Raw genomic sequence first — 15,911 nt, forward strand, 5'->3', positions numbered from 1 at the left:
TTCGGATTTTGGGTCACGTCTGCGTGAGATCGGATTTCCTCGGCATGGAGCGCGGTTATGTTCCCCCGGATAGGACCGGATCTTGACGGTCCGGCACAATTCCAGGAGGCAGCGACATCATGACGAATTCAGGTATCGGACGGCGCACCCTTATCGGCACAGCCGGTTTGGGCATTCTCGCCGCTCCGGCGATCATCAATGCTGGGGCTTTTGCCCAGGAGAAGCAGAAATTGGCTATCGATCAGGTGATCCCGCCGGATATCCACAAATTCAAGCTCGGTGGTTTCCAGGTTCTGGCGGTGAAGGACGGCGCCCGCCCCTCCGGTGCTCCCGGCGAAACCTTCGGCCTCAACCAGCCGCCCGAAACGCTCGCAGCGCTGCTCACTGAGAATTTTCTGCCGACGGACCAGTTCGTCAACAGTTTCTCACCGACGCTGATCGATACCGGCAGCAACGTCATCCTGTTCGATACCGGCCTCGGCAAACCGGGCCGCGCCCAGGGCGTCGGACGCCTGATCGAAGGATTGGCAGCCGCTGGCTACATGCCGGAGGATATCTCGATCGTCGTCATCACCCACATGCATGGCGACCATATCGGCGGCCTCATGGAAGACGGCAAGCCGGCCTTCCCGAAAGCCCGTTACATCACGGGCCAGGTGGAATACGACTTCTGGACCGATGCCGCCCGCGCCGGCACGCCTGCAGAGGGCAACCAGAAGAGCGTGCTCGCCAATGTGAAGCCGCTTGCCGAAAAGATGACCTTCCTGAAGGATGGCGGCGAAGTGGTTTCCGGCATCACCGCCATGTTGGCGCCGGGCCATACGCCCGGCATGCTGAATTTCAATGTCGAATCGCAAGGCAAGCGCCTGATCCTCGCTGCCGATACGGTCAACCACTACGTCCTGTCGCTTCAGCGGCCCGAATGGGAGGTGCGTTTCGACATGGACAAGGCGCAGGGGGCGGCCACCCGCAAGAAGGTCCTCGACATGATTGCCACCGACAAGGTCGCCTTCCTCGGCTATCATATGCCCTTCCCGGCGGTCGGTTTCGTCGAAAAACAGGATACCGGCTACCGGTTCGTGCCGAAGAGCTATCAGTTCGACATCTGATTGTTGTTGAAAAGCAATCGAAACCCGGGAGAAGCCTCTCCCGGGTTTTTGCTATTCCCTTCTTGTCATGAACGTGTTACCAGCCCTCGCCAACTTCCAAGCAATTGTTGCCGGAGCGTCGGGACGTATAGAGTCGTTCCTGAGCGCATCCCGCATTTTCTAGATCGAAGGAATTTGGCAATGGCACGCATCATTGAAACCGCAACCGGCGCAGATGCGCTTACCTTCGACGACGTGCTCCTGCAGCCCGGCCATTCCGAAGTCATGCCGGGCCAGACGAATATCGCGACGAGGATCGCCCAGGATATCGAGCTTAATCTGCCGATCATTTCCTCGGCCATGGATACGGTGACGGAAAGCCGGCTTGCCATCGCCATGGCGCAGGCAGGCGGCATCGGCGTCATCCACCGTAACCTGACCCCGATCGAACAGGCCGAACAGGTCCGCCAGGTCAAGAAGTTCGAAAGCGGCATGGTCGTCAACCCGGTGACGATCGGTCCGGATGCGACGCTCGCCGACGCGCTGTCGCTGATGAAGTCCTACAGCATTTCCGGCATTCCGGTGGTCGAGAACGGCGGCGGCCACGTTCCGGGCCGGCTGGTCGGCATTCTCACCAACCGTGACGTTCGGTTCGCTTCCGATCCGGCTCAGAAGATCTACGAACTGATGACCCGTGAGAACCTCATCACGGTCAAGGAAAGCAGCGTCGATCAGACGGAAGCCAAGCGCCTTCTTCACAAGCATCGCATCGAGAAGCTGCTGGTGGTGGATGGCGAAGGTCGTTGCGTCGGTCTCATCACCGTCAAAGATATCGAAAAGTCCCAACTCAATCCCAATGCCTCCAAGGACGCTCAAGGGCGCCTGCGCGCTGCGGCCGCGATCAGCGTCGGCGACGATGGTTTTGAGCGCGCCGAACGTCTCATCGAGGCCGGCGTCGATCTTCTGGTCGTCGATACGGCCCACGGCCACTCGCAGCGCGTGCTCGACGCCGTCGCCCGCGTCAAGCGCATCTCCAACCACGTGCGGGTCATGGCCGGCAATGTCGCCACCTCCGACGGTACCAAGGCGCTCATCGATGCCGGTGCGGATGCGGTCAAGGTCGGTATCGGCCCGGGCTCGATCTGCACCACCCGTATCGTCGCCGGCGTCGGCGTGCCGCAGCTTGCGGCGATCATGTCGGCCGTCGAAGCGGCACGGGCGCAGGACATTCCCGTCATCGCCGACGGCGGCATCAAGTTCTCGGGCGACCTTGCCAAGGCGATCGCCGCCGGCGCATCCGCAGTGATGATCGGCTCGCTACTGGCCGGCACCGACGAAAGCCCGGGCGAGGTCTATCTCTACCAGGGCCGCTCGTTCAAAGCCTATCGCGGCATGGGCTCGGTAGGCGCCATGGCCCGCGGTTCCGCCGACCGTTATTTCCAGGCGGAGGTGCGTGATACGCTGAAGCTGGTTCCCGAAGGCATCGAAGGGCAGGTTCCCTACAAGGGCCCGGTCTCGGGCGTGCTGCATCAGCTCGGCGGCGGCCTGAAGGCGGCCATGGGTTATGTCGGCGGCGCCAATCTCAAGGAATTCCAGGAGCGCGCCACCTTCGTGCGCATCTCCGGCGCAGGCCTGCGCGAAAGCCACGCGCATGACGTGACGATCACCCGCGAGAGCCCCAACTATCCGGGCTCTGGCGCCTGACGTTTCTGATCGGAGGAGGTCGCGTGCCTCCTCCTCAAGTCTCGGAAATAGTTGGTTGGATGCCTGCGACCTTGCCTCATCGCGAAGTCGGGTGGTCCGCAGGCAGTGGTGAGACCATGTGGCGCCGCTCGGACGGCACGCCATTGTGCATCGGCGAACCCGTGTTATTGGGTTCCTCTGACGAATGAGGAGAACCGATGGTTTCCACGGACGCAACGCTCTGGCCGATGATAGCGCATGCCGCGCTGGTCTTCTTTCTCTATTGGCTCCTGTCGAGGAAGCGGTACATGGCTGTGAAGTCCGGCAGCGCTGCGGCCGGTCAGTTCCGTGAAAACCGGGAGGAGCCGCGCGAAAGCCTGGTTGTCCACAACAACCTCAAGAACCAGTTCGAGCTACCGGTCCTGTTCTACGCCGTTTGCCTCGTCCTTTATGTGTCGACCGCAGATAATTGGGGCTCGGTTGCGCTTGCCTGGATATTCGTGCTTTCCCGCTATGCGCATTCCTACGTGCACCTGACCAGCAACCGGCTCCGCTATCGCCGCCCGATCTTCATGGTCGGCTTTTTTGCGGTGATGGCAATGTGGGCCTGGCTCGCGGTCTGGCTGGTTTTGAACTAGCCTCCAGCGCCAGATGGAGTCGAAAGCCGGACCCGCCTCGACCTTTGCAGAGCCGCGCTTGCGGCTTTCCGCCGTAATTTTGGCGGGCTCGTCGATCAACCGACCTCACGAACAAGTGTAATATCGGGCACTTGGATCACTCAGTGTTTCATCTGCAAGCTGCAGGTCCTCGGTATAGATTTCCCCGTCATACGGTCTGCTACGGAGGAATAGCCATGGACAACGAGACACCGAAGATCACCCAGGCGATGATCGACGCCTACGATGAATACACCCATCTGACTTTGGACCGCCGTCGCTTCATGGAGAAGCTGACCCAGCTTGCGGGCTCCGGTGCGGCCGCCGCGGCAATCGCGCCCCTGATCGGCGCGAGTTCCGCCATGGCGGAGATCATTTCCGCCAATGACGAACGGCTGACCACGGAGGACGTTACCTATCCGGGCGCCAACGGCGTGGCGATGAAGGGTTATCTCGTAAAACCCAAGAATGCTTCCGGCACGCGCGGCGGCGTCCTCGTCATCCATGAGAACCGCGGCCTCAACGCCCATATCAAGGATGTCGCCCGCCGTATGGCGCTCGAGGGCTTCAATGCACTCGCCGTCGATTTCCTGTCGCCCCAGGGCGGCACGCCGGCGGATGAAGAGCAGGCCCGGCAGATGTTCTCTTCGCTGAAGCCCGAAGAGGTTTCGGCCAATGGCGAAGCAAGCCGCGCCTATCTCGCCGGTATCAGCGGCGCGAACGGCAAGGTCGGTGCGATCGGTTTCTGCTGGGGTGGCGGCGCGGTCAACAATCTTGCTGTGAAGTCCCCCAGCCTCAACGCCGGCGTCGCCTATTACGGCGCCCAGCCGAAGGCCGAGGACGTGCCTGCCATCAAGGCGCCGCTGATGCTGCATTACGGCGGTCTCGACGAGCGCATCAATGCCGGCATTCCGGCCTTCAAGGCGGCGCTTGAAAAAGGCGGCAAGACCTTCGAGATCTTCGTCTACGACGGCGCCAACCACGCCTTCAACAACGATACCTCGTCGGCCCGCTACGACAAGGCCGCCGCCGATCTCGCCTGGAGCCGATCGGTGGCGTTCTTCAAGAAGAACCTGGCCTGACGGATATTTGGCGAATATCTGTTCGGCTGCGACAGGAAGTCGGGGTCTGGCCCCGGCTTTTTGTTGGATGACTAGGTTTCGTCGCCGCTCTTGAAGTCTGAAGGTGCTTGCGCGTCTTTCTGCCGTTCATGCCGGATGGATGCAATCTCCACGACGCCCTTGCGTATACGTGCCGTCAATATCAGTGGCTGCATGACGATCCGGCGAGAGCCAGGGATCAAGCCGCGTTCCGTCATTTCCGGAAATCGAGCGAGTTCCTCTTTCAGCTTTGCCAGCCGAGCAAGGATCTTGCGCGCAGCGGCTGGGTTCTGCGCCGCAAGCTCGGCGATGTAAATGAGAAACCAGCGCTCGGCACTTGGCGAAAGCCGAACTGTGGCACGTGGCATCAACCGGCTCGTTTGGAGCGCTTTGCCTCCGCTGTCTCGACGATCGACGAGGCTTTGCTCAGCACGTCATCCAGATCGGCGCCTTTGCCTTCATCCAGTTCCGCAAACCCTTCTGCGTCCTGAAGCAGTTCGGCGCCTTCCTGTTCAAGATACTGGGTAAGCGCGCGAAGCATCACCCAAGTCCGATCGCGATCGAGCGCGGTCGCAATACGGTCGTACTCGCTCACGAGATCTGTCGGAAGTCGAAGGGATATTTGCGATTTGTCCTGCGTCAGCATGGGAAGCTCCCTGTAAGACAGCGCATTACAGTGCAACCCATGCTAACCAAAGTCAATCACCACCCCGGCATCACCTGTGTCGCCCGGGATCGCGGCATGCGCTGGAACGCTTTCACATCGCCGTCGAGATCGTCGGGCATCACGGCCGGCGAGATGTTGTCGAGGCAGGCGGTGATGTGGTCGGTTATGGCGTTCATCAGCGACGGTGAAAGCCCGGGCCGCTTCATCAGGCCGATTTGCACCGGCGGCAGCGGCGGGAAGCCGTCGGCGGACGACAGCACCTTCATGCCGGTGCGAAGCGCCGACTCAGGCAGCACCGAGACGGCCATGCCCGCGAGCACCGCGGCTGCGACGACGGTCGAGGACCAGCTGGTGAACAGGACCTGGTATTCGCGCCCGTCCGCATCGAGCGCCGAACAGGCGAGCTGCCGCCAAAGGCAATCGCGGCGGCCGACAGCGAGCGGCACCGGCGCGTCGTCCTTCAGCGGATGGTTGGCCGAGGCGACCCAGCAGAGCGGCTCCGTGCGCATCACGTCGGAAATCCGCTGGCGCGGGTTGTGGGTGACGAGCGCAATATCCAGCTCGCCGCGCGCCATCTTCTCGGCAAGGCTGACCGAGGGCTCGCAGACGATATAGAGTTCGACATTCGGGTGGGTCTTGGCGAAACGGCCGATGATCTCGGGCATGTACCGGTCGGCGTAGTCGTCGGGCGTGCCGATCCTGAGCGTACCCTCCAGACGGTTGTCGTCGAAGGCGGCGATCGCCTCGTTGTTGAGGCGAATGATGCGCCGTGCATAGTTCAGGAGCTTCTCGCCTTCCGCCGTCAGCCGGTTGCCGCGGCCGTCCTTGGCGAACAGCTGCTTGCCGATCCGTTCCTCGAGACGGCGCATCTGCATCGACACGGCGGACTGGGTTTTGAACACCCTATCGGCGGCCTTGGTGAAACTGCCGGTGTCGACGATGGAAATAAAGGTATGCAACTGATCGATATCGAGCGGTGCGGACATGAGAATGATCCATCAGAGAGGTTGATGCTAATCATTAGAAACATTCGTTGGACTGATCAATAGGTTTTACGCGATAAGGAGATCGTAAATCAAAATCGAAGGGTGCTTCTTCCCTGAGCACCCAATCCGGGCAGCCTTTCCGTCGGACCTCCACGGAAGGGACGGCCTTTCTCGTGCCTGCGAAAGGATAGACCAATGAGCACGACCGACTGCGGAACTGAACTCGATCTGGTTCACGAGGAGCGCGGCACGCAAGGCCGTCTGGCTGCCGTGATGCTGCGAACGAAATCCGTATGGCGTGCCTTTCGCAATCGTTTGGCGAGCAATCGCCTCCATGATCTCGACGACCGCCAGCTCAACGATATCGGCATCACACGGCATGATGTGGTGATGGCGCTCAATCGGTCCGGCGTGCTGGATGATCCGTCGCTGCTTCTGTCCCGCTCCGCTCGCGAGCGTGCGCGGCACCGCTTTGCAAGGCCGGCCAATCGCTGATCTTGCCTGACCTTTTCCCCGCAGGGTGATAGCCAATAGCCCTGCTGCTTGCCCGGCCGGTCGATCCGTGCCGGGCTTTTTTTATTTGGAAGGCTTTGGAGCGGCAGGCGTGGCCGCCGCTTCGTCATTGCCGCCCGTTCCATTGCGCAGATAGGTGTCGAAGATCGCTTCCATGTTCTTCTGGTAGCTCTTCTGCACTTCCAGGCCGCTGTCGAACATGTTGTTCAGCACGTCGCGATAGGGATTGGGTTCGTCCGCCGGCGCTTCCTTGGATTTCTCGGGTGTCGGGGCCGCCGCCGGGCTAGGGCTCGTGAAGGCACCGCCCATCATGTCCTGGAAAGCCTTGGCGAAGGGATTGTCCGCAAACGGGTTGCCGCTCGAAGGCTGCGGCTGTTCCGGCTTGTCGAGCCCCCACATGGAACGCATCGCCTGGGCGAAGGGATTGTCGAAGGGATTGGCAGCGGCCTGGGGCTTAGCCTTCGGCTGCAGGCCCATGCTTTCCAGCCATTGCTGCTGCATCTGTCCCATCGGGGAGGCGGCGAACGCTTCGTTGGCGCCGGTCATCTGACCGCTCATCTGCTTGAACAGCCCGCCCATCAATGTGTCGGCCATGGCCGGCATCATCTTCTTGAAGACTTCCTGGCCGATCCCGGTCAGCTGTTCGGCCTGCGCCGCGATCGCGCGGGAGACTTCCTTGGAGCCGAACAGCTTTTCGAGCACCGCATTGCCGTCCATCGTGCCCTGCGGCGTGAAGGCCTTGGTCAGGTCCTCGAAATATTTGCCATAGGCGCCGGACACCATGCTGCTCATCAGCGAGGTGAGATCATAGGGATTGGCGCTGGTGCGCTTGAACCCGGAGGAAAAAGCGGGCATCAGCGCCGCCATGGCCTGGGTGGCCTGTTCCTGGGCCAGGTTGAACTGCTTGGCGATCGCCTCCATGCCTGCGCCGTTCTGAGCCCTGAGCATCATGTCGAACAGTGGCAGCATGGAGAATCCTTTCCGGTTGTGTGATACACCACTATATCCGGAAAGTGCTGGACGGAAACCGGTTTTTAGAACCGATCTCAATCTGGTCAGTATTGGTATTCCTCGAACACCGGCTCGACCGAGCCGTTCCAGCGGCCGTGATAGAGAGACAGCAGGTCGTCCGCCATGGTCGTCTTCTTGGCGAGCACTTCGTCAAGCGGTTGCAGGAAGATGCTTTCGTCCTGTCCTTCGCCGTTGAGCCGCGCCCGCGCCTTCAAACCCGCCTTGGAGATCGCTACCGCCTCGCGGGCGACGTCGAGCACCGACTTGCCCTTGATTTCGGCCTTCAAGCCCTTCGCCGGCACGGCATCGCGCATGGCGATGACGTCCTCGACCGTCCAGTCGGCCGTCAGCGTTTCGGCGTCGGCAAGCGCCGTGTCGTCGTAGAGCAGGCCGACCCAGAAGGCCGGCAGCGCGCAGATCCGCCGCCACGGGCCACCATCGGCGCCGCGCATTTCGAGGAAACGCTTCAGGCGAACGTCGGGGAAGAGGGTGGAAAGGTGGTTGGTCCAGTCGCCCATCGTCGGTTCCCAGTCCTTGACCTCGCCTTTCAGGGCGCCGTTCATGAACTGGCGGAAGGTGACATGCGTGCAGTCGTGGTATTTGCCGTCGCGAACGATGAAATACATCGGCACGTCGAGCGCCCATTCCACATAGTCGGCAAAGCCGAAATCTGGCCTGAACACGAAGGGCAGTACGCCGGAGCGCTGGTTGTCGGTGTCGCGCCAGATGTCGCCGCGCCAGGAGACCAGGCCGTTCGGCTTGCCTTCAGTGAACGGGGAGGACGCAAACAGCGCGGTCGCGATCGATTGCAGCTTCATCGACACGCGCATCTTGGCGGCCATGTCCTCCTCCGAGGAGAAGTCGAGGTTCACCTGGATCGTGCAGGTGCGGTACATCATGTCGAGGCCCTTAGAACCGACCTTGGGCATGTAGCGCGTCATGATGTCGTAGCGGGATTTCGGCATGCGCGGGGTTTCCGCGAGCGTCCATTTGGGGCTGCCGCCGATGCCGAGAAAACGGATGCCCATCGGTTCGGCGATCTCGCGCAGAACGGCGAGATGCTGGTTGGATTCCCGACAGGTCTGGTGGATGTTCTCCACAGGCGCGCCGGAAAGCTCGAACTGGCCGCCGGGTTCGATCGAGATCGCGCCCATGCCGGAATGTTCGGCAAGCCCGATGATGTTCTCGCCGTCCATGATCGGCTCCCAGCCGAGCTTCTTTTCCATGCCTTTCAGCAGCGCGGAAATGCTGGCGTCGCCGAAATAGGGAACCGGGCTGTTGTCCGCCCGGAAGAAGGCGAATTTCTCATGCTCCGTGCCGATGCGGAAATCTTGCCTCGGCCGTGGTCCCTGCGCCAGGTAGGCGGAAAGCTCGGACACCGAGGTAAGCGGTGTCTGGTCGGTCGTATCGCGGGCCATGAAAATTACCTTGCTCGGAATGCCTGATCTGGACAGATAGCCGGCTGATTGGACCGGATTGATGTGCGCTGCAAGTGAATTTCTTTCAAGATAGATTCAGAATTTTCGAGGCCGTCATGTTAAGCGGGTCAACGCCAGTCGCCGACCGCTGCCTGGATGACCGCAAGCGCCGCCACCGCGGCCGTATCCGCCCTTAATATCCGGGGCCCGAGCGGTATCGCGGTGACGAAGGAAAGCGAACGCAGCCGTTCCCTTTCCTCGTCCGAAAATCCGCCTTCCGGGCCGACCAGCAGCGCCAACTTGCTCTCCTTGATCGCCGAGAGGATCGGCAGCGGGTTCTGGCCCTCGTCGCCTTCGTCGCAGAAGATGATGCGGCGTTCTTCGGGCCAGGTATCGAGCAGGTCGCCGAGTTTCTTCGGCGGCGAGACCTCCGGCACCGACAAAATGCCGCACTGCTCGGCGGCTTCCACCACATTCGCCTGAAGCCGGTCCATGCTGGTAATCTTGCCCTGCACATGCTGGGTCATGACCGGCTGGATGAACCCTGCACCCATCTCGACCGCCTTCTGCACCAGATAGTCGAGACGACCGACCTTCAGCGGCGCGAAGAGATAATGCAGGTCGGAGGCAGGCGGCTGCGGCCGGGTTTCCTCGATCGCTTCCAGCACGATCTTCTTGCGGGTCGGATAGGTGATTTTCGCCTTCCATTCGCCGTCGCGGCCGTTGAAGAGCAGTATTGCCGAACCTTCCTCCATCCTCAGCACGTTGGCGAGATAGTTGAACTGCTCCGACGAAACCTCATGGCGGGCATCGGCGCCGAGCGGCGCCTCGATGAACAGCCTCTGCATCCGGAAATTGGCGCGCATGGAAACCTCGAAGCTAGACGAACAGCGCGAACATAGCCGTGGCGATCAGCGCCGCAAGGGTTGCGGCCGCCGGAAGGGTGATCATCCACGCCGCGATGATGCTCAAGAAATGCGAGCGCCGCACCAGGTAACGCCGTTTCAGTTCGTCGTCATTGCGCTCGAAGGGCTCGGTGGTATCGAGGTCCTTGCCGGCCCGCACCCGCATGTATTCGAAGCGGCGTCGGGAATGGCGGGTATACCATTCGCGGAAGAAGCCGACGCCGAACACCGCACCGACGGCAATATGGGTCGAGGAGACCGGCAACCCGATCCAGGAGGCAACGATCACGGTCAGCGCCGTCGACAGCGAGACGCAATAGGCGCGCATCGGATTGAGCTTGGTGATCTCGGCGCCGACCAGCTGGACCAGCTTCGGGCCATAGAGCAGCAGGCCGAGCGAGATCCCGAGGCCGCCGATGATCAGTTCCCAGAGCGGGATGCGCACGCCGGTCGAAATGCCCCGTTGGGCCGCGGAAACGATCGCCGCAAGTGGACCGATGGCGTTGGAAACGTCATTGGCGCCATGCGCGAAAGAGAGCAGTGCCGCAGACAGGATGAGCGGAATACGGAAGAGGGTGCGAAGCGACTGGTTGCGGTTTTCGAGCCCCTCGGCTTGCCGGGTGATCACCGGGATCAGCAGGCGCCAGGCAGCGAGACCGGTCAGGAGAGCGATCAGCGTCGCAACCGGTGCCGACACGTCCACCAGTTCTCCCAGCCCGAGCAGCGCCAGATAACCTGCAAAGGCGCCGGTCATCACGCCGATCAGCACCGGCACCCACTTCTTCGCCGCGGCGATCTTGTCCTCGCGGTAGATGATGGTTTCCTTGACGAAGAACAGGAAGGCGGCGGCGATGACGGCGCCGAGGATCGGCGAAAAGACCCAGCTCGCGGTGATGCCTGCAATCGTTCCCCACTTGACTGCGGAAAGTCCGGCGGCGGCGATCCCGGCGCCCATGACCCCGCCGACGATCGAATGGGTGGTGGAAATCGGTGTGCCGAGCCAGGTCGCGACGTTGATCAGCACCGCAGCCGACAGGAGTGCCGCCATCATCGCCCATATCAGCACATCGGGGCTGGTGATCATGCCGCCCTGCATGATGCCGTTGGCGATCGTGTTGGCGACGCCCCGGCCGGCGATCACGGCACCCGCCACTTCGAAGACGGCCGCAAGACCGAGACCGAAGGTCATGGTCATGGCACGGGCGCCGACAGCCGCGCCGATATTGTTGGTGACGTCATTGGCGCCGATGTTCATCGCCATGTAGGCGGCAAGGCCGGAGGCGGCGATGACGACGACGGCTCCGGGTTTGCCGGTGACGTAGGCGGCCGCAAAGATGGCGACGAGGATGATGAACAGCAATGCCGTTCCCGGTGCGGCAAGCCCGCGCGACATCTGCCGGGTGGCTTCCTCAACGGAGGAGAATTTCTCCAGATCCTTGTCGAGCGTCGGCTTCGCCAGGCGCGGCCTTCTCTGGCCCATATCTCCATCCTTGGGTGAAAAGTGAGGCGCGAGAACGGAACTGCCAGCCGTCTCCGCCCCCCGGAAGAAATCAAGGCCTATCGCTTAATAGCGTGCGCAGGCGAAGGCAATATTGCGGAATTGTGAAGGTGCTTCGAAGCGCTCTAACTTGCAGCCTTGATTGCAAGCTGCGGAACGCGCGGCTGCATTCGTTCGGCGAACTGCAGGAAGAGAATCTTCAGTTCCGGCTCATTGACGCGCATTGCCGCCTCTTCACAGGAAACCCATTCCAGCGTTCGAGAGCCCTTTTCCGGATAGCTCTTCAGGCATTCGTCCACTTCGAGCGCGTGGACCTGCACCCGCACAGGGATCTTCAAGCCGTTATCGAGGGTCTTGCGGTAGTGATAGAAACCAAGTGGTTCCTTCTCTACTTTGCCCTTGACGCCAACCTCTTCGAACGCTTCGCGTTCGGCGACCTGGTGAGCTTTCTTGTCAGTCATCGGCCAGCCCTTGGGCACGACCCAGCGGCCGGTATCGCGGCTGGTCGCAACAAGAACCTCGAGTTGTCCCGGCTTCTTTTTTATCCGGTAGCAAAGCGCAGCATATTGCTGCCGCGGCGGCCGCTGCAGCATCAACCTGAGATTGCTCGTAACCCGATCCATCAAGCCCAATTTCTGTTTAGTCCTCCAGCAAATGGTAATTTACTAATATAATGCTTGCGCGAGGATTAACGACCCTCAGCGGCTTCTTTTGACAAGAATCACGGTGGATAACCACCACGGAAGCGATAACCATTGTGAGGCCACTTGGTTTCACGTCAATAGAAATTTGCACAGGTGTTCAATTGTAACTGTGCATGACGTCCGGCCATCAGGAGGAGGGGCCTCAGATCGTGGTCTGAATCATCCTGAGTTGTGCGATTCGGCTCCATTCTCCGGTGCGTTCGGCCTCGTCGGTGACCTTGGAGATGAAGTCGATATGGTCTTCCGCAGCCTTTCGGGCCTTGGCAGGTTCACCGTCCAGTATTGCTTGGCCGATCGCCTCGTGTTGCGTCATCACGGCATCATGGGCGCTACCGACATTGAAGATGATGCGGCGGTTGTAAAAGATCCCGTCGCTGAGCAGCCGGTAGCAGGCGCGCAGGGTGTGCATGAGAATGATGTTATGCGCCGCATCGCCGATGGCATTGTGGAATTCGACGTCGGATGTCAGTTCGTCCTCGAAACGTCCCTCCCGATGCGCGCTGCGCATCGTCTCCAGGATGCGCTCGATGAGTTGCTTGTCGGTGTCCGTCGCACGTTCGGCGGCAAGTTCCGCCGTCATGCCTTCGAGCTGGCGACGATATTCCAGATAGTCGTGAACCGCCCGCTGATGCCGGCGGATCAGGGCGACCAGCGGCGGCGAGAAGATCTGGCCGACGATATCGGCCACGTAAGTACCGCCGCCATGCTGGCTCACCAGCAGCCCGCGCGCCTCAAGCTCCTTCAGCGCCTCTCGCAGGATCGGCCGGGAAACGTCGAACCTCTGGGCCAGTTCACGTTCACCCGGCAGGCGGTCGCCGTCGCGCAGCACGCCGTTGAGGATCAGGCTCTCGATCTGCAGGATGACCTCGTCCGCAGTTCGACCATGCGGCACCGGCGCGAAAAGCTCATGCGTCAACTTTACCGTCTCCAATCGGGTGATGCCAGCCGGGCGTTCGGGCTTCTTGTATCACTGGTAAAAAAAGTATACCAGTTGAATGTCTTTAGGAGGAGCCGGTGGCCGATACGATCAGTTTTCTGAAGCCTCGCGAGGCGGTGCTATCGCGCCGGGCGGCGATCATTGCCGACCTGACCGAGCTTCTGCCGCCCGAATGCCTGGTCCATGAGGCACGCGAGCTGGTGCCTTTCGAGACGGACGCGTTCGTCTCCTACCGCCGCCTGCCGCTCGCCGTCGCCCTGCCGAAGACCACGGCGCAGGTGGCCGCGGTGATGAAATACTGTCATCGTTATGGCATTCCGGTCGTGCCGCGCGGGGCCGGCACCTCGCTTTCCGGCGGCGCCATTCCGCAGGAGGATGCGGTCGTGCTCGGCTTGTCCAAGATGTCGCGCATCCTGGAAGTCGACTACGCCAACCGCACCGCCACCGTGCAGGCAGGCGTCACCAACCTCAACATTTCCGAAGCGGTCGGCATCGACGGCTTTTTCTATGCGCCGGATCCCAGCTCCCAGCTCGCCTGCACCATCGGCGGCAATATTGGCATGAATTCCGGCGGCGCCCACTGTCTGAAATACGGCGTCACCACCAATAACCTGCTCGGCGTGAAGATGGTGCTGGTCGACGGCACGGTGATCGAACTCGGCGGCAAACATCTGGATGCGGCGGGTTACGACCTGCTCGGCCTCGTCTGCGGTTCGGAAGGCCAGCTCGGCATCGTCACCGAGGCCGTGGTTCGGCTGATCGCCAAGCCGGAAGGCGCCCGCCCGGTCCTGTTCGGCTTCGATACGTCGGAGCATGCCGGCGCCTGCGTCGCCGATATCATCGGCTCCGGCATCATTCCCGTCGCCATCGAATTCATGGACAAACCGGCGATCGAGATCTGCGAGGCGTTCGCCCATGCGGGTTATCCGCTCGACGTGGAAGCGCTGCTGATCGTCGAAGTCGAGGGTTCCGAGGCCGAGATGGAGGCGATGCTGAAGGCGATCGTCGAGATCGCCGGGCGCAATGGCGTCAAGACGGTGCGCGAAAGCCAGTCGGCGACCGAGGCGGCGCTGATCTGGAAAGGCCGCAAATCCGCCTTCGGCGCCACCGGCCGCATCGCCGATTACATCTGCATGGACGGCACGGTGCCGCTCGGCAAGCTCTCCTATGTGCTCAACAAGACCTCCGAGATCGTCGATCGTTTCGGGCTCAGGGTCGCCAACGTCTTTCATGCTGGCGACGGCAACATGCATCCGCTGATCCTGTTCAACGCCAACGACCCCGAGGATGCGGCCAGGGCCGAGGAGGCGGGCAACGAGATCCTGAAACTCTGCGTCGATGCCGGTGGCTGCCTGACCGGCGAACATGGTGTCGGCATCGAGAAACGTGACCTGATGCGCCACCAGTATTCGGAGGCTGAACTCAACCAGCAGATGGCGGTGCGCTACGCTTTCGACGAAGGCTGGATACTCAACCCGTCCAAGGTCTTTCCGCTGGATGGACGGCCTGCCGCATGACGCTGATCCCGAATTCCGAAACGGACGCCGCCTATATCATCCGCAATGCCGCCGGCGACGGCAAGAAGCTTGCGCTGTGCGGCGGCAACACCCGCGCCGGTTTCGGCAACTCCGCCGAGCCTGCCGAAATGATGAACTCGACCGGCCTTTCCGGAATTGTCGACTACGAGCCGGCGGAAATGGTGATGACGGTCAAGACAGGTACGCCGGTCGCCGAGATAGAGGCGACGCTTGCCGCCAACCGGCAGATGATGGCGTTCGAGCCGATGGACCACCGCGGCGTGATGGGCACGCTCGGCGAACCGACGATCGGCGGTGTGTTTGCCGCCAATGTCTCCGGCCCGCGCCGTTTCGTCTCGGGTGCTGCCCGCGACAGCCTGCTCGGCATCCGGTTCATCAACGGCCGGGGCGAGACGATCCGCGCCGGCGGACGGGTGATGAAGAACGTCACCGGCCTCGATCTCGTCAAACTGCTCGCCGGCTCGCACGGCACGCTCGGGTTCCTGACCGAGGTGACGTTTCGGGTGCTGCCGGTGCCGCAGACGGTGGAGACCATCGTCATCTCCGGCCTCGACGACGCGGCCGCCGCAAAGGCGATGGCGGCGGCGATGGCGCTGCCGGTCGAAGTATCGGGCGCCGCCCACCTGCCGCAGACCGTCCGGTTCCGTTTTCTCGGCGGTGCCTTGCCAAGCGGGGAGGCGACCGTCCTGCGCCTTGAGGGCCTTGCCGCGTCGGTTTCCGTTCGTGCCGAAAAGCTCGCGGCCGTCATGGAGGCATTCGGTCCGGTCTCGCGGCTCGGCATGGAGGAGAGCCAAACGCTCTGGTGCCAGATCCGCGATGTCTACCCCTATTCGGATGGGACCCTGAAACCCGTATGGCGCGTCTCGATAGCCCCATCTGCGGGCCACCAGCTCGTCGCCGCCCTCCGGCTCGAAATCGGCGTCGATGCCTTCTACGACTGGCAGGGCGGGCTGGTCTGGATGCGCATGGAAGCCGACCCGGAAGCGGATTTGCTGCGCCGCTATATCCGCGCCCTCGGCGGCGGCCACGCGACGCTTCTGCGGGCATCGGATACGGTGCGCGCCCAAACCCCGGCTTTCGAGCCGCAGCCGGATGCGGTGGCGGCACTCTCGGCGCGCGTAAAACAGAAGCTCGACCCGGCCGGCATTTTTTGTCCGGGGAAGATGGGGTGATTACGGCCATGGTAGTTTTCCCGTCTTACCCCCCT

General features: G+C 61.9%; 16 protein-coding genes. 7 read left to right on the forward strand and 9 right to left on the reverse strand.

The annotated features are described in order from the left end of the window. Positions 1-119 precede the first annotated feature (119 nt). The 4 genes from C5J22_RS15710 (at position 120) to C5J22_RS15725 (ending at position 4,509) form a co-directional block, all read left to right on the forward strand. The gene (locus C5J22_RS15710) at positions 120-1,109 is read left to right on the forward strand and encodes an MBL fold metallo-hydrolase (RefSeq protein ID WP_172746649.1); all 990 of its coding nucleotides are present in this window, start codon (positions 120-122) and stop codon (positions 1,107-1,109) included. A 180-nt stretch (positions 1,110-1,289) separates the two neighbouring features. After that, positions 1,290-2,792 carry an IMP dehydrogenase gene (guaB, locus tag C5J22_RS15715; RefSeq protein ID WP_105438978.1) on the forward strand — a complete coding sequence of 501 codons (1,503 nt, stop codon included), beginning with the start codon at positions 1,290-1,292 and terminating at the stop codon, positions 2,790-2,792. 197 nt (positions 2,793-2,989) lie between these two features. Continuing rightward, positions 2,990-3,409 (forward strand): MAPEG family protein, encoded by a 420-nt coding sequence (locus C5J22_RS15720; RefSeq protein ID WP_105438979.1) that lies wholly within the window; start codon positions 2,990-2,992, stop codon positions 3,407-3,409. Between the two features lie 215 nt (positions 3,410-3,624). Then, entirely contained in the window at positions 3,625-4,509 is an 885-nt protein-coding gene (locus C5J22_RS15725; RefSeq protein ID WP_105438980.1) for a dienelactone hydrolase family protein, read from the forward strand. Between the two features lie 71 nt (positions 4,510-4,580). Here the strand turns inward: C5J22_RS15725 and C5J22_RS15730 are convergent, their stop codons facing one another. The 3 genes from C5J22_RS15730 to C5J22_RS15740 are packed head-to-tail and all read right to left on the reverse strand — an operon-like array spanning position 4,581 to position 6,180. After that, complete coding sequence (locus tag C5J22_RS15730; protein ID WP_105438981.1) at positions 4,581-4,895, reverse strand: type II toxin-antitoxin system RelE/ParE family toxin; 315 nt, start codon at positions 4,893-4,895, stop codon at positions 4,581-4,583. Beyond that, entirely contained in the window at positions 4,895-5,173 is a 279-nt protein-coding gene (locus tag C5J22_RS15735; protein WP_105438982.1) for a CopG family ribbon-helix-helix protein, read from the reverse strand. Before C5J22_RS15735 ends, C5J22_RS15730 begins: the two co-directional genes overlap by 1 nt. Before the next feature lie 56 nt (positions 5,174-5,229). Beyond that, on the reverse strand, positions 5,230-6,180 hold the full coding sequence (locus tag C5J22_RS15740; protein ID WP_105418555.1) for a LysR substrate-binding domain-containing protein: 951 nt from the start codon (positions 6,178-6,180) through the stop codon (positions 5,230-5,232). 195 nt (positions 6,181-6,375) lie between these two features. On the opposite strand from C5J22_RS15740, the gene C5J22_RS15745 reads away from it, so the two are divergent. Next, positions 6,376-6,675, forward strand: coding sequence for a DUF1127 domain-containing protein (locus tag C5J22_RS15745; RefSeq protein ID WP_105438983.1), 300 nt, complete (start codon positions 6,376-6,378; stop codon positions 6,673-6,675). 81 nt (positions 6,676-6,756) lie between these two features. Here the strand turns inward: C5J22_RS15745 and C5J22_RS15750 are convergent, their stop codons facing one another. From C5J22_RS15750 to C5J22_RS15775, 6 genes are all read right to left on the reverse strand, one after another. Continuing rightward, entirely contained in the window at positions 6,757-7,662 is a 906-nt protein-coding gene (locus C5J22_RS15750) for a DUF937 domain-containing protein (protein WP_105438984.1), read from the reverse strand. An 86-nt stretch (positions 7,663-7,748) separates the two neighbouring features. After that, a complete protein-coding gene (locus C5J22_RS15755; protein WP_105438985.1) occupies positions 7,749-9,122 on the reverse strand; it encodes a glutamate--cysteine ligase in 1,374 nt (457 codons plus the stop codon). A gap of 128 nt (positions 9,123-9,250) precedes the next feature. Beyond that, the gene (locus tag C5J22_RS15760; RefSeq protein ID WP_105438986.1) at positions 9,251-9,988 is read right to left on the reverse strand and encodes a 16S rRNA (uracil(1498)-N(3))-methyltransferase; all 738 of its coding nucleotides are present in this window, start codon (positions 9,986-9,988) and stop codon (positions 9,251-9,253) included. A 13-nt stretch (positions 9,989-10,001) separates the two neighbouring features. Then, positions 10,002-11,507, reverse strand: a complete 1,506-nt coding sequence (locus tag C5J22_RS15765; protein ID WP_105438987.1) for an inorganic phosphate transporter — start codon at positions 11,505-11,507, stop codon at positions 10,002-10,004. A 143-nt stretch (positions 11,508-11,650) separates the two neighbouring features. Then, positions 11,651-12,157, reverse strand: a complete 507-nt coding sequence (locus C5J22_RS15770) for an NUDIX hydrolase (protein WP_105418566.1) — start codon at positions 12,155-12,157, stop codon at positions 11,651-11,653. Between the two features lie 214 nt (positions 12,158-12,371). Next, positions 12,372-13,145, reverse strand: a complete 774-nt coding sequence (locus C5J22_RS15775) for a FadR/GntR family transcriptional regulator (RefSeq protein WP_105438988.1) — start codon at positions 13,143-13,145, stop codon at positions 12,372-12,374. A 98-nt stretch (positions 13,146-13,243) separates the two neighbouring features. On the opposite strand from C5J22_RS15775, the gene C5J22_RS15780 reads away from it, so the two are divergent. Both C5J22_RS15780 and C5J22_RS15785 read left to right on the forward strand, forming a co-directional pair. Further along, positions 13,244-14,683: an FAD-linked oxidase C-terminal domain-containing protein gene (locus C5J22_RS15780; RefSeq protein ID WP_105438989.1), complete on the forward strand. Its 1,440-nt coding sequence runs from the start codon at positions 13,244-13,246 to the stop codon at positions 14,681-14,683. Further along, positions 14,680-15,876, forward strand: a complete 1,197-nt coding sequence (locus C5J22_RS15785; RefSeq protein ID WP_105438990.1) for an FAD-binding protein — start codon at positions 14,680-14,682, stop codon at positions 15,874-15,876. Before C5J22_RS15780 ends, C5J22_RS15785 begins: the two co-directional genes overlap by 4 nt. Positions 15,877-15,911: the final 35 nt, after the last annotated feature.

The organism is Neorhizobium sp. T25_13 (assembly GCF_002968675.1).
GTDB lineage: Bacteria > Pseudomonadota > Alphaproteobacteria > Rhizobiales > Rhizobiaceae > Neorhizobium > Neorhizobium tomejilense.